The sequence below is a fragment of the Halomonas dongshanensis genome (assembly GCF_024790395.1).
Taxonomy (GTDB): Bacteria; Pseudomonadota; Gammaproteobacteria; order Pseudomonadales; family Halomonadaceae; genus Vreelandella; species Vreelandella dongshanensis.
In genome coordinates, this window is record NZ_JAJISC010000002.1 from 67,835 (window position 1) to 91,866 (window position 24,032).

At 61.0% G+C, this 24,032-nt stretch carries 22 protein-coding genes; 13 read left to right on the forward strand and 9 right to left on the reverse strand.

Going from position 1 to position 24,032, the window contains the following annotated elements; genetic code table 11:
• Positions 1-4: 4 nt before the first annotated feature.
• From LLY24_RS03830 to LLY24_RS03840, 3 genes are all read left to right on the forward strand, one after another.
• A complete protein-coding gene (locus tag LLY24_RS03830; RefSeq protein WP_259034958.1) occupies positions 5-2,173 on the forward strand; it encodes a cell division protein ZipA C-terminal FtsZ-binding domain-containing protein in 2,169 nt (722 codons plus the stop codon).
• A 145-nt stretch (positions 2,174-2,318) separates the two neighbouring features.
• Positions 2,319-4,355 carry an NAD-dependent DNA ligase LigA gene (gene ligA / locus LLY24_RS03835; protein ID WP_259034959.1) on the forward strand — a complete coding sequence of 679 codons (2,037 nt, stop codon included), beginning with the start codon at positions 2,319-2,321 and terminating at the stop codon, positions 4,353-4,355.
• Positions 4,352-4,624, forward strand: a complete 273-nt coding sequence (locus LLY24_RS03840) for a YheU family protein (protein ID WP_259034960.1) — start codon at positions 4,352-4,354, stop codon at positions 4,622-4,624. Before ligA ends, LLY24_RS03840 begins: the two co-directional genes overlap by 4 nt.
• Here LLY24_RS03840 and mnmC read toward each other — a convergent pair.
• Together mnmC and LLY24_RS03850 are read right to left on the reverse strand one after the other, a co-directional pair.
• A complete protein-coding gene (mnmC, locus tag LLY24_RS03845; RefSeq protein ID WP_259034961.1) occupies positions 4,618-6,582 on the reverse strand; it encodes a bifunctional tRNA (5-methylaminomethyl-2-thiouridine)(34)-methyltransferase MnmC2/FAD-dependent 5-carboxymethylaminomethyl-2-thiouridine(34) oxidoreductase MnmC1 in 1,965 nt (654 codons plus the stop codon). The two genes, LLY24_RS03840 and mnmC, sit on opposite strands and share 7 nt — an antisense overlap.
• 160 nt (positions 6,583-6,742) lie before the next feature.
• Positions 6,743-7,042, reverse strand: coding sequence for a YciI family protein (locus tag LLY24_RS03850; RefSeq protein ID WP_259034962.1), 300 nt, complete (start codon positions 7,040-7,042; stop codon positions 6,743-6,745).
• Positions 7,043-7,264: 222 nt separating this feature from the next.
• Here LLY24_RS03850 and LLY24_RS03855 point away from each other — a divergent pair, with 222 nt between their 5' ends.
• Together LLY24_RS03855 and LLY24_RS03860 are read left to right on the forward strand one after the other, a co-directional pair.
• Positions 7,265-8,179 (forward strand): PHP domain-containing protein, encoded by a 915-nt coding sequence (locus LLY24_RS03855; RefSeq protein WP_259034963.1) that lies wholly within the window; start codon positions 7,265-7,267, stop codon positions 8,177-8,179.
• 101 nt (positions 8,180-8,280) lie between these two features.
• Entirely contained in the window at positions 8,281-8,904 is a 624-nt protein-coding gene (locus LLY24_RS03860) for an L-threonylcarbamoyladenylate synthase (RefSeq protein WP_259034964.1), read from the forward strand.
• Between the two features lie 24 nt (positions 8,905-8,928).
• On the opposite strand, the gene LLY24_RS03865 is transcribed toward LLY24_RS03860, so the two are convergent.
• From LLY24_RS03865 to LLY24_RS03880, 4 genes are all read right to left on the reverse strand, one after another.
• Positions 8,929-9,948: an ion transporter gene (locus tag LLY24_RS03865; protein ID WP_259034965.1), complete on the reverse strand. Its 1,020-nt coding sequence runs from the start codon at positions 9,946-9,948 to the stop codon at positions 8,929-8,931.
• Between the two features lie 167 nt (positions 9,949-10,115).
• The gene (locus LLY24_RS03870; protein ID WP_259034966.1) at positions 10,116-10,634 is read right to left on the reverse strand and encodes an RES family NAD+ phosphorylase; all 519 of its coding nucleotides are present in this window, start codon (positions 10,632-10,634) and stop codon (positions 10,116-10,118) included.
• Positions 10,631-11,059, reverse strand: coding sequence for a DUF2384 domain-containing protein (locus LLY24_RS03875; RefSeq protein WP_259034967.1), 429 nt, complete (start codon positions 11,057-11,059; stop codon positions 10,631-10,633). Before LLY24_RS03875 ends, LLY24_RS03870 begins: the two co-directional genes overlap by 4 nt.
• A gap of 81 nt (positions 11,060-11,140) precedes the next feature.
• The gene (locus LLY24_RS03880) at positions 11,141-12,019 is read right to left on the reverse strand and encodes a CYTH domain-containing protein (RefSeq protein WP_259034968.1); all 879 of its coding nucleotides are present in this window, start codon (positions 12,017-12,019) and stop codon (positions 11,141-11,143) included.
• Between the two features lie 137 nt (positions 12,020-12,156).
• On the opposite strand from LLY24_RS03880, the gene LLY24_RS03885 reads away from it, so the two are divergent.
• From LLY24_RS03885 to argA, 3 genes are all read left to right on the forward strand, one after another.
• Positions 12,157-12,837, forward strand: coding sequence for a TIGR00153 family protein (locus LLY24_RS03885; protein ID WP_259034969.1), 681 nt, complete (start codon positions 12,157-12,159; stop codon positions 12,835-12,837).
• 10 nt (positions 12,838-12,847) lie between these two features.
• On the forward strand, positions 12,848-14,113 hold the full coding sequence (locus LLY24_RS03890) for an inorganic phosphate transporter (RefSeq protein WP_259034970.1): 1,266 nt from the start codon (positions 12,848-12,850) through the stop codon (positions 14,111-14,113).
• Positions 14,114-14,295: 182 nt separating this feature from the next.
• On the forward strand, positions 14,296-15,612 hold the full coding sequence (gene argA, locus LLY24_RS03895) for an amino-acid N-acetyltransferase (protein ID WP_259034971.1): 1,317 nt from the start codon (positions 14,296-14,298) through the stop codon (positions 15,610-15,612).
• A 10-nt stretch (positions 15,613-15,622) separates the two neighbouring features.
• On the opposite strand, the gene fabF is transcribed toward argA, so the two are convergent.
• Positions 15,623-16,891 carry a beta-ketoacyl-ACP synthase II gene (gene fabF, locus LLY24_RS03900; protein ID WP_259035521.1) on the reverse strand — a complete coding sequence of 423 codons (1,269 nt, stop codon included), beginning with the start codon at positions 16,889-16,891 and terminating at the stop codon, positions 15,623-15,625.
• 195 nt (positions 16,892-17,086) lie between these two features.
• Between fabF and LLY24_RS03905 the strand changes: the two genes are divergently transcribed.
• Positions 17,087-17,725: a TetR/AcrR family transcriptional regulator gene (locus tag LLY24_RS03905; RefSeq protein WP_259034972.1), complete on the forward strand. Its 639-nt coding sequence runs from the start codon at positions 17,087-17,089 to the stop codon at positions 17,723-17,725.
• Here LLY24_RS03905 and LLY24_RS03910 read toward each other — a convergent pair.
• Positions 17,715-18,569 (reverse strand): SDR family oxidoreductase, encoded by an 855-nt coding sequence (locus tag LLY24_RS03910; RefSeq protein ID WP_259034973.1) that lies wholly within the window; start codon positions 18,567-18,569, stop codon positions 17,715-17,717. The genes LLY24_RS03905 and LLY24_RS03910 overlap by 11 nt on opposite strands.
• Positions 18,570-19,248: 679 nt before the next feature.
• Between LLY24_RS03910 and LLY24_RS03915 the strand changes: the two genes are divergently transcribed.
• The 3 genes from LLY24_RS03915 to LLY24_RS03925 are packed head-to-tail and all read left to right on the forward strand — an operon-like array spanning position 19,249 to position 21,498.
• Complete coding sequence (locus LLY24_RS03915) at positions 19,249-19,812, forward strand: hypothetical protein (protein ID WP_259034974.1); 564 nt, start codon at positions 19,249-19,251, stop codon at positions 19,810-19,812.
• 46 nt (positions 19,813-19,858) lie between these two features.
• Positions 19,859-20,296: a phage holin family protein gene (locus tag LLY24_RS03920; RefSeq protein ID WP_259034975.1), complete on the forward strand. Its 438-nt coding sequence runs from the start codon at positions 19,859-19,861 to the stop codon at positions 20,294-20,296.
• Positions 20,293-21,498: a DUF3618 domain-containing protein gene (locus tag LLY24_RS03925; protein WP_259034976.1), complete on the forward strand. Its 1,206-nt coding sequence runs from the start codon at positions 20,293-20,295 to the stop codon at positions 21,496-21,498. Before LLY24_RS03920 ends, LLY24_RS03925 begins: the two co-directional genes overlap by 4 nt.
• A 124-nt stretch (positions 21,499-21,622) precedes the next feature.
• On the opposite strand, the gene LLY24_RS03930 is transcribed toward LLY24_RS03925, so the two are convergent.
• Positions 21,623-22,510 carry a MurR/RpiR family transcriptional regulator gene (locus tag LLY24_RS03930; protein ID WP_259034977.1) on the reverse strand — a complete coding sequence of 296 codons (888 nt, stop codon included), beginning with the start codon at positions 22,508-22,510 and terminating at the stop codon, positions 21,623-21,625.
• Positions 22,511-22,706: 196 nt separating this feature from the next.
• Between LLY24_RS03930 and LLY24_RS03935 the strand changes: the two genes are divergently transcribed.
• A complete protein-coding gene (locus LLY24_RS03935) occupies positions 22,707-24,032 on the forward strand; it encodes an aspartate aminotransferase family protein (protein ID WP_259034978.1) in 1,326 nt (441 codons plus the stop codon).

The following is a 24,032-nucleotide window of genomic DNA, read 5'->3' on the forward strand; positions in this document are numbered from 1 at the left end:
CGACATGGAATTGAGAGAGTGGCTAATTATTCTGGGTTTGGCGCTAGTATCGCTCATCGTGATCGACGGTGTACGCCGTCTTCAGCGCCAACGTCGTGTCCCTCGGCTTGATCAAGCAGAGAAAGATAAGCTTACGGTCAAACCAAGCGAGCTAGATGACCAAGCGCGTGAAGCCGAGGTCAACTGGGAGTTGCCCAACGGTGGTGCTCGCGTGGTCAAGCCTGCCGATTACAGCGCTCTGGGTAAAAAGCCCAAGCTCGAACGTCAGGAGCACCCCGGTGCGAGCAAGGTGCTCTCAGAGTTCCGCCGCTCGGTGAGTTCGCGCTGGAGTCGCAGCGAGCAAAGCGCTCCCGCTTACGCCAAATCTACCCCTTCCGCGAAACCGGCAGCCGCCACCGCTGCCGGTTCGACGCGCAAGACGCCTAGCCGCGTCGAGCCTGGGCTGGCCGCTGAGTCGTCGTTAGCTGCTGACTCGTTAACCTCCAAGCCCTCAATAGCTAAGACCTTGGAGCCCAAGGCATCAGAAACTGAGTCTTCAGCACTTAAGTCCCCAGAACTTAAGTCCCCAGAAGCTAAGTCTTCAGAAGCTAAGTCCTCAGAGTCTGGGCTTGAGCGCGCCGAAGTGCCCACGGCTGTAGCGGCTGCAGATACGAAAGCAACTGCGATTGAGGCCGTGCAACAACCGACAGAGCAAGCGTCTGTTGAGCCTGCGCAAGATGCCTTGGCGCAGCGCCAAGACAGTCCTTCTGAGAAAACGGCCACCTCCGAGGCACAAGCCTCGTCGGCCGTTAACTCATCGGCCGTTAACTCATCGGCCGTTAAAGAGTCGTCGGCCAAAGCCGAAGTGGCCGAAGAGAAGCGCGAACCGACGCTGTCCAGCGCCGTTACCGAACCCACCGTTAGTGCAAGCGCGACGGCTGAGGAGACTGCGCCCACGCTAGCGGCTACGGAAAAAGCCAGCGCCGAGAAAGCCGAAGACGATGGTCTTGCCGTGCTGCGCGCCGAACCAGAAGACGCCGTGTTCGTCACTGGCGATGCACCCAAGCGGCGTAAGCTGCGCGATGCGACCGTCGGTGAGTACAGCGACGACGAGTATCGTCTGGTCGACTTCGAAGGTATCGGTCGCTCCTTTAAGCAGCGCATGGCCGATCGTCGTGAAGAGCGCAAACGCAAGAAAAAGGAGAAAGCCGAGCGCGCCGCTGTATTGGCCAAGCAGAAGGCCGAACGCAAGGCGCTTGAAGCCGAGCAGCGCCGCGAGGCCAAAGAGGCCGCCGCTGCCGAGCGCGCCCGCATCGCCCAAGAGCAGGCCGAAGCCCGCGAAGCTGCCGCGGCGGTAGCCAACGCCGAGCGTCTCGCTACCTCGCGCTCTTCTACCCGAGGCGCCCCGGATCTGGGATACATCGACGACGAACTGCCCACACGCGGCTACTCCGAGTCGGCAAGCTATTATGATGACGGTATCGAGGCGCCGCGCTACGCTCAAAGCGGGGCTCAAAACGGGTACGGCGCGAGCGATGACGTGGCTGCTGGCTACGCCGATGACGCTTACGCCGATGACGCTTACGCCGATGACGCTTACGGCGATGATTATGCTGATGCAGGCATCGATGAAGCACCTGCTTATGCCGCCGAACCGCCGCGTGCGAACGTCAGCACGCATCCGACGCTTGCCAAAGCGCTGCGTCACGACGTTTGCGGTGAGCATGCCAAAGAGGTCCTGAGCAGCGCCGACGAAGTCATCGTCATTAGCGTATTGGCCCGTGATGAAGAAGGCTTTGATGGCAGTAAGCTACTTGAACTCATCATGGCTTGTGGACTGCGCTACAGCAGCGCCATGGGGATCTTCCACCGGTTCGAGACCGAAAGCGCCGAGAGCGAACTGCAGTTCTCCATGCTCAACGTGGTCAAGCCGGGTACTTTCCCCATCGAGGAGATGGGCGAGTTCACTACCCCAGGGATTACGTTCCTGATGCCGCTGCCGGGCGCTATCGACAGCTCCGCCGCTTTCGAAGCCATGGTCGAGACGGCCATGGTGGTGGTGCGCCACATGGGCGGCGAGCTCAAGGACGAACACCGCAGCGTGATGACCGCTCAAACCATCGAGTTTGCCCGCCAGCGCGTGCACGAGTTCGAACGGCGCAACCGGTTGCAGCGCCATATGCACGCGCACTAGGCGTTTAGCCGCTCCCCAAGACCCGCCTTCTTCCCCGAAGGCGGGTTTTTTTGTTCAATAGCGCTATCTTGATCACTATCGTATGGCTTAGCCTTCGCCTACTTTTAGCGCTTACTTTTGCCTCTGTTTCAGGAAATCCGTTTCGATGAGCCAGCATGACCCCCGACTGGTGGAAGAGATCACCACGCTTCGCGCCGAGCTCGAGGATGCCAACTACCGCTACTACGTGCTTGACGACCCGGCGCTCACCGACGCCGATTACGATCGTCGCCTGCAGCGCCTCAAAGCGTTGGAAGCCGAAGCCCCCGAGCTGATCACGCCGGATTCTCCCACCCAGCGCGTAGGTGCTGCGCCTGACGATGGCTTTCCCGCCGTCGAGCATGCCATCCCCATGCTGTCGCTCGATAACGCCTTTAGCCGCGACGATCTGATCGCTTTCGTCGCGCGCATTGCCGAACGCCTGGAGTGCGCGGCAGACGAGATCGAATTCACCTGCGAGCCCAAACTCGACGGTGCGGCGGTGTCGCTGGTCTACGAACAGGGCGTATTGGTCAGCGGCGCCACGCGCGGCGATGGCCGCACCGGCGAGGGCATTACCTCCAACCTGCGCACGCTGCGTTCGGTGCCGTTGAAGCTTCGCGGCAGCCAAGCGCCTGCGCTTCTCGAAGTGCGCGGCGAAGTGATCATGCGCCATTCAGGCTTCGAAGCGCTCAACGAGCGTGCCCGCGAAGAGGGCAGTAAGGTATTTGCCAACCCGCGCAACGCCGCCGCAGGCAGCCTGCGCCAGCTCGATCCCAAGGTGACGGCCAAGCGTCCGCTGGAGTTTCACGCCTATCAAGCGGCAAGGCTCGAGCCGGATCTGGGCGATACCACTCACAGCGCGTTGATGCAGCGCATGGCCGCGCTCGGCTTCAAGGTAGGCGCCGAGCTCAAAGTAGTCACCGGCGCCGAGGCGCTGGCCGACTACTGCGAAGCGCTGGGCGAGAAGCGCCTTGGGTTGGGATTCGATATCGATGGCGTGGTGATCAAGGTCAACGATCTGCGCCTACAGCGTGAACTCGGCTTCGTTGCCCGGGCGCCGCGTTGGGCGGTGGCGTACAAGTTCCCCGCCCAGGAGGAGGTCACGACGCTAGATGACGTCGAGTTCCAGGTGGGCCGCACGGGCGCCATTACGCCGGTTGCGCGGCTGGCGCCAGTTAGCGTTGCGGGAGTCACCGTATCCAACGCGACGTTGCACAACGCCGATGAAATCGAGCGCTTGGGCGTGATGATCGGCGACACCGTGGCGATTCGCCGCGCAGGTGACGTCATTCCCCAGGTGGTGCGCGTCGATGAAACGAAACGACCCAAGAGCGCCAAGCCTATCGTCTTTCCTACCGCCTGCCCGGCCTGCGGCTCGGAGATCGAACGCCTTGAGGGCGAAGCGGTGGCGCGCTGCTCCGGCGGGCTCTTCTGCCCGGCGCAGCGCAAAGAGGCGCTCAAGCACTTCGCCAGCCGCAAGGCGATGGACATTGATGGCTTGGGGCAAAAACTGATCGACCAATTGGTCGAGCGTGACTGGGTGAAAACCCCAGCGGACCTCTTTCACCTTGAGGCCGAAACGCTCCAAACCCTGCCGCGTATGGGCGAAAAATCGGCGGCTAACCTGGTTGCGGCACTAAACCAGGCCAAATCGACGACGCTTGCGCGCTTCGTCTACGCGCTGGGTATCCGCGAGGTAGGCGAGGCGACGGCTGCCAACTTGGCTGCCCATTTCGGTACGCTCGAAGCGCTACAGGCGGCCGATCAAGCCGCACTCGAAGCGGTCAACGATGTGGGCCCCGTGGTCGCGGCACACGTGCATACGTTCTTTCGCCAGGCGCACAATCAGGCAACGATCCAGGCGCTCATCGAGGCGGGCGTCAAGTGGCAGGAGACCCAGGTCGTACAGGGCCCAACGCCGCTTGCGGGGCAAACCTGGGTGCTTACCGGCACCCTCGAGGGTATGACCCGCGACGAGGGCAAGGCGCGCTTGCAGGCGCTGGGGGCCAAGGTCTCGGGCAGCGTCTCTAAGAAGACGGCCTGCGTGGTAGCGGGCGAAGCCGCCGGTAGTAAACTCACCAAGGCCGAGGCGCTCGGCGTCGAAGTGATCGACGAGGCCACGTTCGTTGCGCGTCTGGCCGAGTGGGAGGGAGACGCATGAGCCGTTTCATCGAAGTGCCCGCGCGCATGCTGCCGCCAGAGACGTTGGATGCGCTGCTCGAAACTTTCGTTACCCGCCAGGGCTACGACACTACCGACACCGGCGATGGCATGCGTGGCTGGGTGAGCGAGCTCAAGCGACAGCTCGAGCGCGGCGAACTGCTCATCGCTCACGACCTCGAGCTCGAAATGACCGAAGTGATGACGCTTCAGCAGTGGCGCGCTTTCGGTCGCGACCTCGCCGATGACGAGGAGGAGGGCGACTACTGAGCGCGTTTGAGCGCGCTGATCAGTCGTCGCCCGGGGTGAAGGTGATCGATGAGCGCACCCTCCAGCGGCATGGGCTCGTCGCACAGGCGTGAGGCGATCACCTCAGCGCAGAGCGGTGCGCTGGCAAGCCCTCTGGAGCCGTGCGCGGCGGTTATCCACAACCCCGCATGGTGTGCGCCCGCCTGCGTCGGAATACGCGTGGCGTCTTTACTCAGCACGGCATACGCCTTCTTCCACGCCTCGGCATCGGGTACTGGGCCCGCGTAGGGCGTCTTGTCGGGGCTGGCGGCGCGAATCGCGACGCGCCCCCCAAGCTGCGCCAATGCTTCCTTGGCGTCGAGCTCGGCGACGAGTTCGGGCAGCATCTGCTTTAGCTCCTCGATATTACCCTGGTGCTCGTTTTGGCTAACGGCGAGGTCGGTCACGTTGGGGATAAAGCTGGCGCCGAAGGTCAGCACGCCTTCGAGCGCCGGGGCCACGTAGCCTCCCGCGCAGATCACTGCGTCTGGGCCTTTCACGCCGCTTGGTAACCCCACCTCGCTGATTTGGCCGCGCACCGGCTGAAGCGGCAACGTCTGCGTCTGGGCAAAACCGTTGGCCAGATGCGCGCTTGCGATGATGACGTGATCGGCTTCATGCACGCGACCCCCTTCGAGCATTACCCGCCAGCCATCGTTTGCCCGGTCTAGCGCGACCGCCGTGCCGTGAATCAAGCGGATACCCGGCGTATCCAGCAGGTGGTCGCAGAGCGCTTTCGGGCGCACCCAGCCTGCCTGTGGATAATGGAGCTCGCCGTTACCCGGTGCAACGACTGCCGTGGGCAACGGGTGATGCTCGATGAAGCGCTGCTGGCGGCGCTGTTCTTTGGCATCGAGGGCGCGCTGATGCACGCCGCAGGGCGACCAGAGGCCTTTTTCAGGCGCGAGGTCGTTCAGCCAGCGCTGGCTGTAGAGCAAGCCCGCCAGATAGACCCGACTCTGGTCGTTGGTCTCAGCGGCGAGCTTGACGTAAAGCGCGCCCTGACGGTTACCCGAGCCGCCTGCACCTGGAGCATCACGTTCGATTACCTCGACCTCGATGCCGCGACGGGCCAGCGCCTGGGCGACGCTTGCACCGGCAATGCCCGCGCCGATGACTAGCGCGCGCTTGGCCGTGCGCGCTGGCGGGGGAGTGAACCAAGGCGTGGCAGCGCGGCGGTCGTCCTCCGGTGGAATGAGTATCTCGCCGGCGAGCATTTCTCGCTTGCGCCCAAACCCCGGTACCTTGCGCCAGGCGAACCCGGCGGCCTTGAGCCCGCGCTTGACGATGCCAGCGCAGGTGAAGGTAGCGAAGGTCGCCCCTGGGCGCGAGCGTGCCGCCATGGCGGCAAAAAGCTCAGGGCTCCACATTTGCGGATTCTTGGAGGGGGCGAAACCATCGAGAAACCAGGCGTCCACCTGCCCATCGAGCGCGCCTAGCCGCTCGGTGGTATCGCCAAAATGCAGATCGAGCGTGACGCGATCCGTCAGCTGCAGGCGGTGGATACCACTCACCGCCTCGGGCCAAAGCGCCAGCAGCCGTGTGGCCTCCCGGGAAAGCGATGGCCAGGCGCCAAGCGCGCGTGCCAGCGCTTCGCGCGGCAGTGGAAACTTCTCCGTCGAGACCAGATGCAGCCGCGCACCGGGAGCTGCGTGCGCCTCGAAGCAAGTCCAGGCGCAGAGCATGTTGAGCCCGGTACCAAAGCCGGTCTCACCGACCACGAACGGCCGCCCCGTGGGCCAGGCGGTGAAGCGCTCGGGGAGGCGGTTGGCGTTCAAGAACACGTGTTCGGTCTCGGCGCGACCATCTTCGCGAGAGAAATACACGTCGCCAAAGGCGTCCGAGTGGGGGGCGGCCTCGTTCCACGAAAGTGTGGGGGCGGAGAGGGCGGTTAACGGCGGCAGTGGGGCAAAACGCGACAGGGCGCGGGAGTGAGTCACGCGGGCATTCCGATGAGTGAAACGAGGTGATCAAAAAATGAACGATTCAACGACAGGGGCGCTGCTTCTCGCTTAGCGCAAAGCGTCCGCCGGGTTTTCACAGAGTTTTCCACAGGCTCTGTGAAAAACACAGCGGGCGCTACATATCGGGGCAAAACGGTCAAGGCAATACTTTCTTGAACGGCTTTACCGTGACCTGGGCGTAGACCCCGGCGATGACGTAAGGGTCGGCATCGGCCCAGCGCTGTGCCTCCTCCAAGCCATCGAATTCGGCCACTACGAGGCTACCGCTAAACCCGGCATCGCCTGGGTTTTCGCTGTCGATGGCGGGGTGAGGGCCCGCCAGTACCAAGCGCCCTTCGTCGCGCAGCGCTTCCAGACGTACCAGGTGATCGGGGCGAGCGGCCAGGCGGCGCTCGAGGCTATCGGCGACGTCTTCGCTGATGATGGCGTACAGCATGGGCAAGACTCCTGAGCAGGCAAGACGTTGAGTAAGCGGCACGCGCTAATGCGCGTTCGATTGACCGCACCGGCGTAAGCGCGCACCATGGCGCGCTATCCGTGCAGGCCTATCCAAGAGACCTCGTTGGCGCAAGCGGCCATCGCTTTGTTATTCGCGTCCGTGCTCTTGGATCAGCCCTGCGGCTATTCTGACAAACTCGCCCGATGGCGTCATGTGCCCATGCCCCTACTGCCACCAACGTTCTACGAAGATCGCCGCTACAGCGTCGATCTGCATATGCACTCCACGGCTTCGGATGGAGCGCTCTCGCCTACCGAACTGGTGGCGCTATCTGCCCAGCGGGGCCTTTCGCATATCGCCCTGACCGATCATGACACCATGGCGGGCATCGAGGAGGCAGGGGTGGCGGCGCAGGCCGAGGGGCTCTGCTTGGTGGCCGGGTGCGAACTCTCTACCCAGTGGCGCGGCGTGAGTATCCACATGGTGGCGCTGATGCCCGGTGGACTGCGCGGTGCACTCGTCGAAGGGCTGAATCACCAGCACGCCGCGCGGGTCAAGCGCGCCGAGGTGATTGCCGAACGGTTGGAGAAAGCCGGGCTCGTCGATGCCCTGGCCAAGGCCCGCGCCCAGGCGGGGAGCGATCGCCCGCTAGGCCGCCCCGACTTCGCTCGGGCCTTGGTCGCCGACGGCCTCGTGCCCGATTGGGCCACGGCCTTCAAGCGCTATCTGGGCAGCGGCAAGAAGGGCGACGTCAAGATGCACTGGCCAAGCTTGAGCGAGGCGACCGCGTGGGTAGTGGCCTCGGGCGGCGTTGCCGTGGTCGCGCATCCGCTGCGCCACGGCTTGACGCGGCGTAAGCGTGGCATGCTGCTGGACGATTTCATGGCCGCAGGTGGCCAGGGGGCTGAACTCGTCAGCGGGCAGCAAAATCCCGACGTCACCCGCGACTTGGCGCGCCAACTCGCCGAGCGCGAACTCTACGCCTCGGTAGGCAGCGACTTCCACTTCCCAGGCAGCCACGCCGCGCCCGGCAGCTTTAGCACGGTGCCGCGTACGGCCGCGCGCCCCATCTGGCAGCATCCACGCCTTGCCCATATGGTTGCGGCGCCACCGGGGCTTCTAGGCGTTGAATGAAGCGCTGCCACGCGGGCACCCGGCGCGCCATCGGCTACGCTTAAAGAGAGCATCGAGCCAGGCGCCGATTACATAAGGCGCCCATGAGTAAGGAGCCCTCCATGAGCCAGTACTTTCAGATTCACCCCGAAACCCCGCAAAAGCGCCTGATCGATCAGGCCGTCGCTCTGATTCGCAAGGGAGGCGTCATCGCCTATCCAACCGACTCGGGGTACGCCCTGGGGTGCCACCTGGGCGAGAAAAAGGCGATCGAGAAGATCAAATGGCTGCGCTCGCTGGATGACAAGCACAACTTTACCCTGGTGTGCTCCGATCTGTCCGAGATCGGTACCTACGCTAAGGTGGATAACGCCGTGTTTCGTCTGCTCAAGGCGCATACGCCGGGGGCCTACACCTTCATTCTCAACGCCACGACGGAAGTGCCGCGCCTGCTGCTGCACCCCAAGCGCCGCTCGATTGGCGTGCGCGTGCCCGATCACCGAATCACCTATGCGCTGCTTCAGGCGCTGGGCGAGCCCTTGATGAGCGTGACGCTAATCCCCGTTGGCGAGGCGCTACCGATGAGCGACCCCGAAGAGATTCGCGAGCGCTTCGGCGCCCATCTGGATCTGATCATCGACGGCGGCGCCTGCCATCTCGACCCCACCAGCGTGATCGATCTGCGTGAGCTGCCGCCGGTAGTAGTGCGCGAAGGGCGCGGCGATGTCGCCCCCTTTCGCGAGTGAGGTATAAACGGCAAGGCTGAGTGATTAGGGCGCTTTCTCATCCTTATCGCCCTGGTCGCTATCAGCCGAATCCGAGGCGTCCTGGCGGGGCGCCTCGCTTGCTTCCTCCTTACCGGCTTGAGCGTCTCTTTCTCGCTCTTTTTCCCGTTCTTTTTCCAGCTCTTTCTCTATCTCTTTGGCTTCTTCTTCCTTACGCGGGTCTTCGCTGTCCTCATCCAGCCAGGTACCGCAAATCAAGCAGTAGCGGGCGCGACGCTCGTGGCGGTCGTGCCCGCAGCCGGGGCAGGCCTCTTCGGAGTAGCGGTCCTCGCGCAGCGAGCGAATCACCTGGGCTGAGAAGATTCCCGTAGGCACGGCGATAATCGAGTAGCCGACCAGCATCAGAATCACGGTGACGCCCTTGCCCAGCGGGGTGGCGGGAACGATATCGCCATAGCCCACCGTGGTCATGCTGACGATGGCCCAGTAGATCGAGATGGGAATGCTGGTAAAGCCGGACTCATCCGATTCGATGGTGTACATCAGGGAGGCGAATAGCGTCACCACCATCAAGATGCTGCAGAAGAACAGCAATATTTGGCGCACGCTGCGGCGCAGCGCTTCGAGCAGCAAGCGCCCCTCACCGACGAACTCCATGAGCCGTAGAATCCGAAATATTCGCAGCACCCGCAGAATACGGATGATGATAAGCCCATGGGCGCCGGGGAAGAGCAGCATCAGCCAAGCGGGCAGAATTGCCAGCAAATCGACCACCCCGTAGAAACTTCTCAGATAGAGCGTCGGGCGCTCTAAGCAGTAGATACGCACGCCGAGCTCGATGGTGAAGAGCACGGTGAAGGTCCACTCGATGATCGTGAAAATCTCACCAAAGCGCTGGGCGTAGGACTCCACGCTGCCCAAGAGAATGATCGCCACACTCGCGAGGATCATCACGATCAAGGCGATATCGAAGCCCTTGGCCGCCGGCGTATCCGACTCGAAGATGATATGAAAAAGCCGCGTACGCAGCCCCTCGGGCGTGGCCGGGGTAAGGTGAAAACTCATACTGCTTCCTGTTGGTGACGAAATAGTGCGAATGACCGAGAACTAGGAGTGGTGCCTACGGGCAGTACATAAGGCAAAGACTGCCGCGCTAAGGCGTATCCTGCCTACGAAACCTATATCGAGCTAGAAACGTATATCGAGATATTGCATCGCGCCAGCCGGGCGCCTCAGCGCCACGAGTGGCCATCTCTAGGAAGCTGGTGGTAAGGGTCGAAAACCGAGAGTTCGTCTTGCGCGTCCAGCGTGTCGGTATAGAGCACGAGATTGGTACCTTTAGGACTCTCCATTGAGCGAAACAAGATACCTTTTGCCCCGGCGCCTATGACCAGATCACCAAGGTGCCAAGTGGGCGGTTCAATGCGCTCATTGAACCAGATTTTGCGCCCGTCGCAGTAAAACTCCTGCCAAAGGGAATCCCAGCCAGCCCCATAACCTTGTCGAAAATCGATGATGCGATGCACGTTCAGTGAGTAGCTGACGATCAGTCCCGGAGGCATAAGGGCAGAAAGCTGCTTGTACTCTACCATTGCAGTGGCTTCTTCCAGCGATAGATAAAGTGCTGATACCCCTATGCGGTTGAGACGTCCGCCGTGCTCACCTGCGCCCGCGCCGCTAATCGGCATGAAAGCCCATTTGGGATCATGCACGCGATAGGCCGGTGCTGTAACGCTGGAAAGCTCGATCATCCGACGGCCCCGGCCTGGAGAGCACATACGTAGCGCAATATGTCCTCACTACGGCCATCGCTCACTAGCTGCTCGGGCGTTTTGTAATCGAAGGCGCTAATCGGCTCGTTACGAAACCAAAATAGGGCATCGTGGAAGTTGCCATTTATATCTGTGGCCGCGGCCAAGACCCTCATGGCGTCGCGTAAGAAACTCTGCAGTTTTTCGCTGCCTGCGGCTCTTGCGATGGTAGTGCGATGCACATGGGCACGTTTAGCCAGGATTTGCAGATCCATACTTAGCGCACTGGCAAATAACCGAGGGCTAATGATGGGCTGGCCATCGGGGCGCGCCGCTGTTTTAAGATCTTGAACGAAGTGGTCAAAGCTCTCCGGCGCGCGGTAACTGCTGAGCTCAAGAGATTCATGCAGGGCTTCGGTCGTCATGAGTAAGCTCCTTGATGCACGACGGCATCTAAAATGCTGCATAAATGCAGCATAGCATGCTTTCGTTTTATGCTCACTGCATTAGTCGATGAGCCTCTGAGCGAGCGCCAAGGCCGCCTGGCCGTAGGCGCGGGCGGGGTGGCCGTGGGCGTCGAGGGTGGTGCAGAGCGTGGCGGCCTGGGGAGCGAGGGCTTTGGGCAGGGCAGGGTGGGCGGCTAGCTGCATCAAGGCGGCGGTAGCGGCGTTTAGGTGCTCGGCGCGGCCGCTGTCGTGAAAGGCGTCTAGCGCCAGGGTGGCGCGGTTTAGCCACTGGCTGGGCGTTTGGGCATCGGGCAACGGCCACGCTTGCGCTGCCAAGGCGTTACCACGGGCGGCTTTGCTGCTATCCGAGGGGCGCAGGGCGACGTGCTCTGCGAGCGCGCGGGCCAAGGACCAAAGCGCGCTTGCGTCGCCCTGCTTGAGTTCGAGTTCGAGCTCACGGATCGGTGCGCGGTGGCTGCCGCTTTTGATCTCGCCTTGGTCCAGCACTACTTCGATGCGCGCGCCTTGCCAGTCGAGCTCCCAGCGCGTGCGCTGAAAATCGGTGCTTAGCTGCGGTGCCAAGTGGGCAATGACGGGGCGTAAGTCGTGTTCGCTCTCGGCTTGAAACGGTGGCAGGGTGGCGAGACTCGCGGTATCGAGCGTGGCGGCGTCGCGCGGCCACTCCCACTCCTGGCGCTCGGAAAGCCCGCCGCCGCCCTGACCTGCGGTTTTTACCGTTTGCAGCCAGGCGCCATCGAGCTGACGCAGGCGCACGGCAATGCGAGCACGCGCCAAGTCCGATTGTGGCGTATCGTAGTAAGTGTTGGTGAGCGTATGAAGGGCGCCTTTGCCTAGCAGGGGCAGATCCGTAAGGGCGCGTGGGCCATCAGGAGTGAGCGCCAGCTTGAGTTCGATCTCCGTGGGATGACTATTTTTCATGATCGGCGCTACCTCACTTTGGCGGCATTTGCATTAAATTTTAATGACATTGTGAACTTTTCATGACGGCGGCGGGCGCACTCTTTATACTGGCGCCCGCCATTTCCAGGCTTCCCGAAAATAGGCTTATAGGCTTTATGGCTACTAGCAACCCTTTTTCAGCGATGTTCGGACGCTCGCCATTCCACCCGCTGCTGGCGCACATCGTCAAGGCCAATGAATGCGCCGACCAGCTGTTGCCGTTCTTCGAGGCAACGCTTGCCGGTGATTGGGAGAAGGCGGCTGAGCTTCGCGAGAACGTCACCCGGCTTGAGCACGAAGCCGACGTCCTCAAGACCGAGCTTCGCCTGAACCTGCCCAACACGCTTTTCCTGCCCGTCTCGCGTAGCGACCTGCTCGACTTGATCAGCGTTCAAGACAAGATCGCCAACAAGGTGCGCGATATCACCGGCATCATGATGGGACGCAAGATGCGCGTGCCCGACGAGTTGGCGGACCTGATGCGCGACTATATCGTCACCAGCGTTGCCTGCGTAAGCCATGCGCGTCAGGCGCTGGAGGAACTCAAGGAGCTGCTCGAATCAGGCTTTGGCCGCACGGTGTCTGACGTGATGCGCAATATGATTCGCGAACTTCACAACTTCGAACACCAAGCAGACGATCAGCAGGTCGCCATTCGTCGGCGCCTGTTCCAACTCGAAAGCCAACTGCCGCCCGTCGACGTGATCTTTCTCTACAAGATCATCGAGTGGGTGGGCGAGCTATCCGACCGCGCCGAGCGCGTGGGTAGCCGACTCCAGATTTTGACTGCGCGCTAAAGGGGGCGTCATGCAGATTATTGCCCAGCATGGTGAGGTGTTCATCATCCTTGCCTGTTTGTTTGGCTTCTTCATGGCCTGGGGAGTAGGGGCCAACGACGTCGCCAACGCCATGGGAACCTCGGTAGGCTCGAAGGCGATCACCATCAAGCAGGCGATCATCATCGCGGTGATCTTCGAATTCCTCGGCGCCTGGCTTGCCGGTGGCGAGGTTACCGCCACCATTCGCGGCGGTATTCTCGATCCCATCCTGCTGGAAGCCCACCCTGAGCTGCTGGTCTACGGCATGCTTTCGGCGCTGCTGGCGGCAGGGCTTTGGCTGATGATCGCCTCCTCGCGTGGCTGGCCGGTCTCGACCACCCATTCGGTGGTGGGCGCCATCGTCGGTTTCGGCGCCGTGGGCCTGGGAATGGAAGCGGTGGCGTGGGGTAGCGTGGGCACCATTGCGTCCAGCTGGCTCATTTCACCGCTGCTGGCTGGCACCATCTCCTTCGTGCTGTTCAAGTCGGTGCATCACCTGATCTTCGAAAACAGCGACCCTTTCGCCGCCGCTAAGCGTTATGTGCCAGGCTACGTCTTCCTGGTCGGCTTCATCGTTTCCATGGTCACCTTGATCAAGGGGCTCTCCCATGTCGGCCTCGATTTGAGCTTTGGCCAGAGCTTCGTGCTTTCATTGGTGTTGGGGTTGGTCATTACCGGTCTTGGTATCGTCATGCTACGGCGGATCAAGTACGAAAAAGCCGCCAGTGACCACTTCGGCTACGCCAACGTCGAGCGCGTGTTCGGCGTGCTAATGGTCTTCACGGCCTGCGCCATGGCCTTCGCTCACGGCTCCAACGACGTGGCCAACGCCGTGGGCCCGCTGGCGGCGGTCATTAGCGTGGTGCAGAGCGAGGGTATGATCGATAGCGCCTCGATGATCCCCTGGTGGGTACTGATTCTTGGCGGCGGCGGTATCGTCTTTGGCTTGGTTACCTACGGCCACAAAGTCATTGCCACTGTAGGTACCGGCATTACCGAACTCACCCCAAGCCGCGGTTTTGCCGCGACCCTGGCCGCTGCCACGACAGTCGTGCTGGCCTCGGGCACGGGCCTGCCGATCTCGACCACGCACACACTGGTCGGTGCGGTGCTTGGCGTGGGGTTGGCGCGGGGTATGGCAGCGCTCAACCTGCGCGTCATTGGCACCATCGTGATGTCGTGGCTAATCACGCTGCCCGCAGGGGCGGGGCTCGCCATCGTGTTCTTCTTCATGTTCAAGGGCATGTTCGGCTAGCACGACGCTTTGCACGATGGTCAGCGGCGGCGCCTTGATGGGCGCCGCCGTTTTTTCTGGATCGAGTTTTTCTGGATCGAGTTTTTGTGTATCGAGTTTTTCTGGGTAGTAGAAAGAGCGCTCTGGTAAAGTGGCCGCTCAATCGATGCTCTTTTCATTCACCCGCTGCCGGAGAGCAGTCCTTGGACACTCGTTTTCCCTTCGTCGACTGGTTTCGTAATGCCTCCCCCTACATCAATGCCCACCGGGGACGAACCTTCGTCATTCTGATCGAAGGGGAAGCCATGGCCTCGGGGCGCGGCGAGCAGCTGATTCAGGATTTGGCGCTGTTGCACACCCTTGGGGTGCGCCTAGTGGTGGCCTTTGGTATTCGCCCCCAGGTACGCGAAGCGCTGACCGCCGCCGAGATAACGCCGAACGCGCTACATGGCCGCTGGGTAGCCGATCGCCAGGTGATGACCTGCATCGAGCAGGTGGCAGCGCAGCAGCGACTATGGCTCGAAGCGCGGCTGTCGTTGGGCCTACCCAGCACGCCGCTGCACGGCGTCGAGCTCAGCGTGATTTCAGGCAATCTGGTCACCGCCAAGCCGCTGGGCGTGCGCGACGGTATCGACTTCGACCACAGCGGCGAGGTGCGCCGGGTGCGCGCAGCCGCCATCGAAGGGCTGTTGGACAAGGGCTCGCTGGTACTGCTGCCGCCGCTGGGCTTTTCCAGCACCGGCGAGGTGTTCGATCTCGACGCCGCCGAAGTGGCTCAGCACGCCGCCGTGGCGCTCAAGGCGGACAAGCTGATACTGCTGGGCGAATCGGCCGGGCTTGCCGATGAAACGGGCGCGCTGCTGCGCCAGTTGACGCCTGCCGATGCCGAGCCGCGTCTCGACCAGGCCGACCCCGGCAGCGAGCTTTACCGCCACCTGCAGGCCGCCTGCACGGCGGCGCGCGAAGGCGTGCTGCGCACCCACCTGCTCTCCTGGCGCGATCACGATGCGCTCTTGGGGGAGCTTTTCACTCGCGACGGTATCGGCACCATGATCACGCTGCACCGCTACGAGCAGCTGCGTGGGGCTACCCTCAACGACATCACCGGCCTGCTTGAGCTACTAGAGCCGCTTGAGCGGCGCGGCATGCTGGTGGCGCGCTCGCGCGAGCGCTTGGAACACGAGATCGACGACTATTTGGTCATCGAACGCGATGGCATGGTGATCGGCTGTGCGGCGCTGCACCTTTTTGCCGATGCGCGCATGGCCGAGCTCGCCTGCGTAGCGGTGCATTCGAACTACCGCGGCGGCGAGCGCGGCGAGCGCTTGGTGGAAGCCATGGAGCGCCGTGCGCGCCAACAGGGCATGCAGTCGCTCTTCGTGCTCACCACCCACACGGCTCACTGGTTCGTCGAGCGCGGTTTTCGCACCGCAAGCCTCGATGATCTTCCCCCGCTCAAGCGCGAGGCCTACAACCACGCGCGTAAGTCCAAGGTGTTGATCAAGTCATTGAGCGCCTGAGCTCAGGCGATCAAGCGCGGTAGTCGCTGACGATCAGCGCCGCGTTGACCCCGCCAAAGCCAAAGCCGTTGCACAGCACGCGGTCCACGGCGTGTTCGCGTGCCGTCATGACGATATCCACCGTGCCAAGATCCTCATCGCCGTGGGCGAAGTTGAGCGTTGGCGGCAGCGTTTGGTGGCGCGCCGCGAGAATCGAATAGATGCTCTCGATCCCGCCTGCCGCACCCAAAAGATGGCCGGTAGAGGCTTTGGTCGCCGACACGGGCAGATGCGCCAAGCGCTCGCCAAAGACGCGCCGCAACGAGGCCATTTCCGCGCGGTCGCCCACTGGGGTCGAGGTCGCGTGGGCATTGATGTGGCTGATGGCATCAGGCGTAAGACCCGCCATATCCAGCGCGGACTCAATGGCCGCTGCCGCACCTGCGCCATCTTCTGGGCCAGCGGTGATGTGATAGGCATCGGCGCTGGTGCCGTAGCCGTCGAGCAAGGCAAGCGGTGTAGCGCCGCGCGCCAGCGCGTGGTCGAGCGTCTCGATCACCAAGAGCCCCGCCCCCTCTCCCATGACGAAGCCGTTACGCTCCCGGTCGAAAGGGCGCGAGGCGCGCTCGGGCGCTTCAACTTCGGGCGAGAGCGCTTTGAGCGCGTTGAAACTCGCCAGCGATAGCGGGTCGACGCAGGCTTCGGCGCCGCCTACCAACGCCACATCGGCTTCGCCGCTGCGAATCAGGCGCATGCCGTCGCCAATCGCTTGGATACCCGCCGCGCAAGCGGTGACCGGGCAGCCAAGCGGCCCCTGAAAACCGTAGCGAATAGAGAGATTGCCCGCAGCCAGGTTGGCTAGAAAGGCGGGTACGGTGAACGGTGAGACGCGCCGATGCCCGCGTTCGGTCAGGGTTTTCTGTGCGTGAGTGATGGTAGGAAAGCCGCCTATCCCGGAGCCCACGATGGTGGCCGTGCGGCGCTTTTGGGCGAGGGTTGCCGGGCGCCAATCGGCTTGGGCCAGCGCTTCCTCGGCGGCGGCGAGGGCATAGAGGCTGAACAGGTCTAGCTTGCGCTGCTCCTTCGGGTCGGCCACGGCATCGAGATCGAGCCCGCCTTCGGCGTCATCCGCCAAGCGCGGAACGAGGCCTGCGATCTTGATTGGAATGTCGGCGGTGTCGATACGCGTCAAGGTAGCGATACCCGAACGCCCGGCCAGCAATCGCTGCCAGTTGGTCTTGACGCCATGGCCCAACGGGCTGACCATTCCCATGCCGGTGACGACGATCGGGGAGTTCAACGCAGCGTATCTTGCAGAGTGCATGATGATGGGTTCCTGTAGGCAAGCAATATGCGCCGACCCTAGCACCGGGCACTATATGATCAAGATAATATTCAGCTACTCCTGGCGTTGGATCAGGGGGCTTCGAATTAAGCACGAGTGTGCTGTGTAGAATGGATGGCGTCGTTAAAGACACCAAGCGAGGAGGTGCGCATGCCTTATCCCAAGAACCACAAGTCCAAGACCAAGGAGCGCATCCTGGCATCCGCCACCGAGCTATTCGGGCGCAACGGCTTTCAAAAGGTGTCGATTGGCCAGATCATGAAGCTCGCCAAAATGACCCATGGCGCTTTCTATGCCCACTTTGCTTCAAAAGAGGACCTTTACCACGCCTCGGTGCGCCAAACGCTGGATAAAAGTCGCACCGCCCGGCTGGTGAAAGGGCCGCTGTCGCTTCAGCACCTGACCGAACTCGTCGCCAACTACTGTAACCTGCAGGAGCTAGAGGCACGCCATCGCCCTGGGCCGGAAGCGGTGCTGTTCAACGAAATCGGCAGCGAGAAAGCCGAGATTCGCACCCTCTTCGAAGCCTCCTATCTGCGTATGAAGCGCATGCTCGAAACCCGCCTGCGTGCTCTTAGCCGCTTGAAGAAATTGCCGTTTTCTCACGACCGCCAAATGATCGCCGACCGTGCGCGAGTGATTCTCGCCTCGCTGATCGGCGCGGTCGCCATCGCCAAAAGCCTGCCGGGGGAGGAGGAGCGCCGCCAGGTGCTCCTCGCCACCCAGCGCCAAATCCTCCTCATGCTAGGCGTTAATGAAGAAGAAGCCGAAGCCATGCTCAAGTATTGAGAATGACGCCGCCGTTGAGGTGGATCGTCTGCCCCGACATGTAGGAGGAGTCCTCGCTTGCCAAGTAGACGTAGGCAGGTCCGATTTCGCTCGGTTGCCCTGCGCGCTTCATGGGCACCTGGCCGCCAAAGGACGCCACCTTCTCGTCATCGAAGCTTGCTGGAATCAGCGGCGTCCAGATCGGCCCCGGTGCCACGGCGTTGACTCGAATGCCGCGCTCAACCAACGACATCGAAAGCGAACGCACGAGCCCTTGAATGGCTCCTTTGGTGGCCGAGTAATCGATCAAGGTATCGTTGCCTTTGAAGGCGTTGATCGATGAGGTGGCGATGATGGTATCACCGCTGCTCAAGTGGGGAAGCGCAGCCTTGACCATATAGAAGTGGCTGAACAAATTGGTCTGAAAAGTGCGGATAAGCTGCTCATCGGGAATCTCGGTAACGTCGTCCCAGTCATACTGCTCGGCGGCGTTGTTGACCACGATGTTGAGCTTGCCGAAGTGATCCACCGCCTGCTTGACGACATCGCGGCAGAACGCGGGCTCGCCTACGTCGCCCTTGAGCACCAGACAATGTCGGCCCTCTGCTTCTATAAGACGCTGGGTTTCGGCGGCATCTTTATCTTCCTGCAGATGCACGATGACGCTGTCGGCGCCTTCACGAGCGTAGTGCACCGCTACCGCGCGGCCAATCCCGCTATCGCCGCCGGTGATGATGGCGACCTTGCCCTCGAGCTTGCCGGTGCCCTTATAACTTTGGCGAATGTACTCGGGCTCAGGGCGCATCTTGTACTCGTCGCCCGGCTGCTGGTCTTGATGTTGGGGTGGTTGGTGTTGATCGCTCATTTGATTCTCCTCCTTGTATCAAACGATGGTCTGTATCAAACGATAGATAGAAAGCGGCGAGTTCCACATCGCTCGTTCACCTTAGTAGAAAGTAAGAAGCGCAGCCAAACGCTCCTGCAATGAAGGGAAGCGCATAGCGGATGGCCATAAGTGGCGTGAATATACATGGTGCGAAAAAGTGAATTTAATCGACCAATAATGGCTTTTATAGCTAACTTTTAAGGCGTTACTTATATCTTTCTACTTCATGCTTCAAGTTATTATAAAAAGTTAATAATAATTGATGGGAAGAGTGTCTTGTGCTTGTTTTTGTTAACTATTGATTGTCAAATGTAGCTATTTTATTTGAATTTTTTTCAAAATGTTTTTAACTAGAATTAGGTTTTTAGTGATTTGATAAATCGGTGTTTTTATATAATTGACAGGCATTGGGCGCTCACTATATTTCAATCATGATGCCCTAGGATGTTTTCTCATTGCTTAGAGCATTTAGCGGCTAGTTAAGGCTGTTTAGCTTATATGAAAAAACGTAACAAATACAAATAGTAAGAGAGTGGAGTGAAAGCGAAGAATAGGGTTGTTAGGAGAATAAGGCGGAAATATTAAGCGTTGATTAAAACGCTACTCGTTTATTTGCCTCGCTAATAAATGAGCCAATGACGCATGGAGGAGTCACCCAATGAATAACTCAGGAATGAACGACCAAGAAAAATCGTTCGCGTCTCATGCCGCCCCCGGCCCAGGCGCTGCTTCGCCCCATAACGATCCCCATCAAGACCCCCACCGTCTCGACACAGAGCGATTGAAAGCACAGGGCCGCGAAGCGGCACACGACATTCACGAGGCTGCTTCGCAGCAGGCCGAACACGTTTACGATCATCAGCGTCAGGTCTTTGCTCAGCAAGCTACGACCTTTACCAAGGTGATGAACAAAACCGCCGATGAATTCGAGAGCCAACACCAGCCTTTCTTTTCCCAGCAGGCACGCCGGATGGCGAAGTATGCCGACAGCGTCTCGCATCAGCTGCGCGACAAGGACTTGAAGCGTATTTGCCACGATGCCCAGGACTATAGCCGCCGGGAGCCTGCCCTCTTCATCGGCGGGATGATGGCAGCAGGCTTTTTGGTGGCGCGCTTTTTGAGAAGTTCGCAGCACCATCACCACGCCGACACCTCGGCATCGCAAGGCGATCCAACGATACGGCCTCCCTCGACGCCCCCTTCGAGCGATACATACAGCTAAGCGCTCGTAACCAATGCCGAGACTATCACCTTAGTAGGAGGCTCATATGGACACACAACACGACAGCACATCGACAGGCACATCCGTTGGCGCGCTTCTCTCCACGCTCACTCGCGAGGTGACGGGGCTCGTACGCAACGAGGCCGAGCTGGCCAAGGCCGAGGTGTCGGAAAAGACCCATCAGGCCCTTACTGCCATTGCCGCCATCGCCATAGCGGGCGCGGTCATCTTCGCCGGATTCTTGGTGCTTTTGGCAGCGGCGGTATTTTTACTGAACGAACTTCTCCCACCGGAGATGACCCCTTGGCTCTCTGCGGTCATCGTGGGGGTTGTGGTGGCCCTGATCGGCATGATCATGTTGAACGTGGGGGTCAAGCGCATCAAGGCGCAGCGTCTGGCCCCACGGCGCACCCTTAACAGCTTGCAACGGGACAAGGAACTGGCCCGAGAACATCGGCATAACGTCAAGGAGGAGTTGAAATGAGTACGCATCACGATCAGCGAAGCGCAGAAGAGATCGAGAAGGACGTCGACCGCTCTCGTGAGCGACTAGACGCTACCTTGAGCGAGCTGGAAACGCGTTTTTCGCCTCAGCATCTTCTCAATGCTTCTTACGACTACCTGCGTCATGGCGGCGCGAACGAGTTCTTTTCCAATCTAGGCGCCACCATCAAGGAAAATCCGGTACCGTTTTTAGTCACCGGTGCGGGGCTCGGCTGGTTATTGACTGCTCAGCGAAGCGGTCAGCACGCCCAAGGGCGTTCTCGTCCTTCACAGGGTGATGGCAACCCCTACCCGTATGCTCACGCTAATGGCAGCGTTCACCCTCATGATGGCTCGCACGCCCCGGCGGGCAGTGACTTACACCGCTCGAGCCCGATGGGGAGTCATGCTGCAACGTACGCAACGCCTGCGCCATCGATGGCGTCTGAGCGACCAGGCCCCAGTGCGTTCTCTCATCCTCCGGCTTACGACGATAGAGCGCCTTACGACACGGCGAGTCACGACACGGCGAGTCACGACGCGGACCAAGGAATGAAAGAGCGCCTGGCCGAGAAAGCGCATCACCTAAGCGATAGGGCACACCATTGGGGAGCCGATATGCGCGATAGCACGTCACACCTTTATCACTCATCGCAGCACGGTATCAGCGATGCCTCGCGATGGGCCAAGGACGTGGGCCGCCAAGGCTCTCATTTCATCCAAGAGCATCCGCTGGTGGCAGGCGCGCTGGGCTTTGCCTTGGGCGCGGCGCTGGGTGGCATTTTGCCTTCGACCCGTAAGGAAGACGCCTATATGGGCGAATACCGCGACCGCCTGATGAGCGAAGCCGCCGAGCGCGGCCACGAGCAGGCTGACAAGCTGCAGCACTCACTTCACGAAAGGACCGAGAAGATGAAACACGAAAAGGATGAGACACAGAATAACACCCGCCCCCAAGACGCCGAGCGCCAGGAGCATGATACGCATCGCACGCCCAGCAATACCGAAGGTCAGCCCATGCGCTACTCCGAGGAGACGATGCCCGGCCATAACGCTGCATCGGGTGTTAGCGGTCATCCTGGCAAGGCGCCTGCACCCCACGACAAGGACAGCAAGCATGACGAGCATGGGCTGACGGATTCCGACACACCCTCCGGCAATACCCAGGGTGATGACACCCTGAGACCGCCACCCAAGCGCTAGCCAATCGTTAGTTAATAGATAGCATCCACATCTGCGCCTGGCTTTTGCCGGGCGCAGATACTTTTAGCCAACAAGTGCTTTTAGTTAGCAAATGCTTTTAGCCGAGACGATATGCGGGCTTGGTTTAACAATGGCGCCAAGGGGGCAACGTTGCGTAGGTGTTGAGTGCTGCGTGGTGCTCGTCGGCGCGTTGAAGCGCGTCGAGTGTGGCAGCGCGGTCGGTATCGGCCAATAGCGCACAGAGTGCTTCCGATAAGGCCAGGGCGGGTACCAGGGTATGGAAGAAGCTATCGCTTTCGGTGGGGCAGAGCACGGCATGCCGAGAAATGCCTGCCAGAGGCGAGACGGCGCTGTCGGTAATCGACACGATGGTCACTCCCTGATCGGCGGCTCGTTTGGCAAGCACTAAGGAGTCCGCCGTATAGGGTTGAATGGAAACCACCAGCAGCACGTCATTCTTCGTGGCGCGCATGAGGGCATCACCGCCGGTCCCTGCGGGGCCATCCAAGTGTATCGAACGCTCGCCGAGTAGCGACATTACGTAGTGAAAATGCCAAGCCACTACATGACTCGAACGTAAGCCCACCACATATACTTTTCTCGCCTTGGCTAGCCGCTTGGCCATAGCGTTCAACTGCATTAGCGGCTCGGGATCGCACAGCGATAGCAACTGCGCACTCGTTTTGCGCAGCAAGTTCGCGGCACGCTCATCGCCATCCGCTATTTTACTGCTGCCTGCCCGACGTGCCTTGTCGGCAAAGCCATCGCGCTCATGGCGTAGCGCTTCGGCGTAGCGGGCGCGCAGCGCATTGTAACCTTCGAATCCGAGCGCTTTCGCCAGCCGCGTCATGGTCGCAGGCTGCACACCGGCGTGGCGCGCCAGTTCGCGCATGGACACCAGCGCTACTTCGTTGGGGTGTTCGAGCAGGTAGCGCGCAGCTTGCTGTAGCTGGCCCGACAGGCCATCGAACTGCGCGATGAGCTGCTCGCGCAGCGGGTCGCCTGGCGGCATGGCATCTTCCTCGAAAACGTTGCATGGGAAAAAAATAATCGCACGAGTGTAAGTGTAGGGTGTGGTCGTCTCAATGATCCATTTGTTTAAAATAAAAATAAAATGATTCATGTGTTGCTTTCGCGCTCGGTTCCCGGCACGCTGGCACTTGAAAAGCTCGCACTTGAAAAGCGGTCACTTGAAAGGGGAAGCTCCCATGTCTCGCATTCTTCACCGCAGCATTGGCCCGGTGCTGCCGCACGCGGCCTCGGCGCAGGGCGTTTACATCACGGATAGCAACGGTAAGCGGTATCTCGATGGCTCCGGAGGGGCGGCGGTGACGAGCGTGGGGCACGGCCACCCCGAAGTGCTGACGGCAATGCGCGAGCAGATGGACACGCTCTGCTACGCGCATACGGCGTTTTTTACTACCGACGCCGCCGAAGCGCTTGCCGAGCGTCTCGTAGATTTGGCGCCCGAAGGCCTGGATTACGTCTATTTGGTGTCGGGGGGCTCAGAAGCCGTCGAAGCGGCGCTGAAGTTGGCGCGGCAGTATTTTTGTGAGGCAGGCGAGCCCCAACGGCGGCACATCATCGCTCGGCGCCAGAGCTATCACGGCAACACCCTGGGAGCGCTTGCCACCGGCGGTAACGCCATGCGCCGGGCGCAGTTCCAGCCGCTTTTACCCGAAACCCACCACGTATCGCCCTGTTACGCCTATCGAGAACAAGCGCCAACGGAGACGAGTGAGGCCTACGCCGCCCGGCTTGCCGACGAGCTAGAAGCCAAAATTCTCGCTCTGGGGCCGGAGAACGTCATGGCCTTCGTCGCCGAGCCGGTGGTGGGCGCAACGCTTGGGGCCGTCGCCTCGGTCGGCGACTACTTCAAGCGCGTGCGCCATATCTGCGACCGCTACGGCGTGCTGCTGATTCTCGATGAAGTGATGTGCGGCATGGGCCGCACCGGCTCACTCTTTGCCTGCACGCAAGACGGCGTTACGCCGGACATTCTGACCATTGCGAAAGGTTTGGGCGGCGGCTACCAGCCGATCGGCGCGGTAATGCTCTCGGAAAAGATCTACACGCGGTTTGCCGAAGGCTCGAAGCTGTTCCAGCACGGCCATACCTATCTTGGCCACCCGCTGGCGGCGGCCGCAGCCAACAAGGTGGTGGAGATCATTGCCCGCCCGGAGACGCTGGCCAACGTCAACGCCATGGGCGAGCGCTTACAGCGCGGCCTCGAAGCTGCCCTCATGGATTCTCCATACGTCGGCGATATTCGCGGGCGCGGACTTTTTCGCGGGATCGAACTGGTGGCAGACAAACACACCCGCGAACCCTTCGACCCGGCGCGCAAGCTCTACGCGCGCATCAAACGCCAAGCGATGGCTCGCGGGCTGATCAGCTACCCCATGGGCGGCACCCTCGATGGCACTCGCGGCGATCACGTGTTGCTGGCGCCGCCCTACATCATTACCGCCGATGAGATCGACGTCATGGTCGAGCGCATCAAAGCGGCCATCGATGCCGCCATCAAGGAGTAA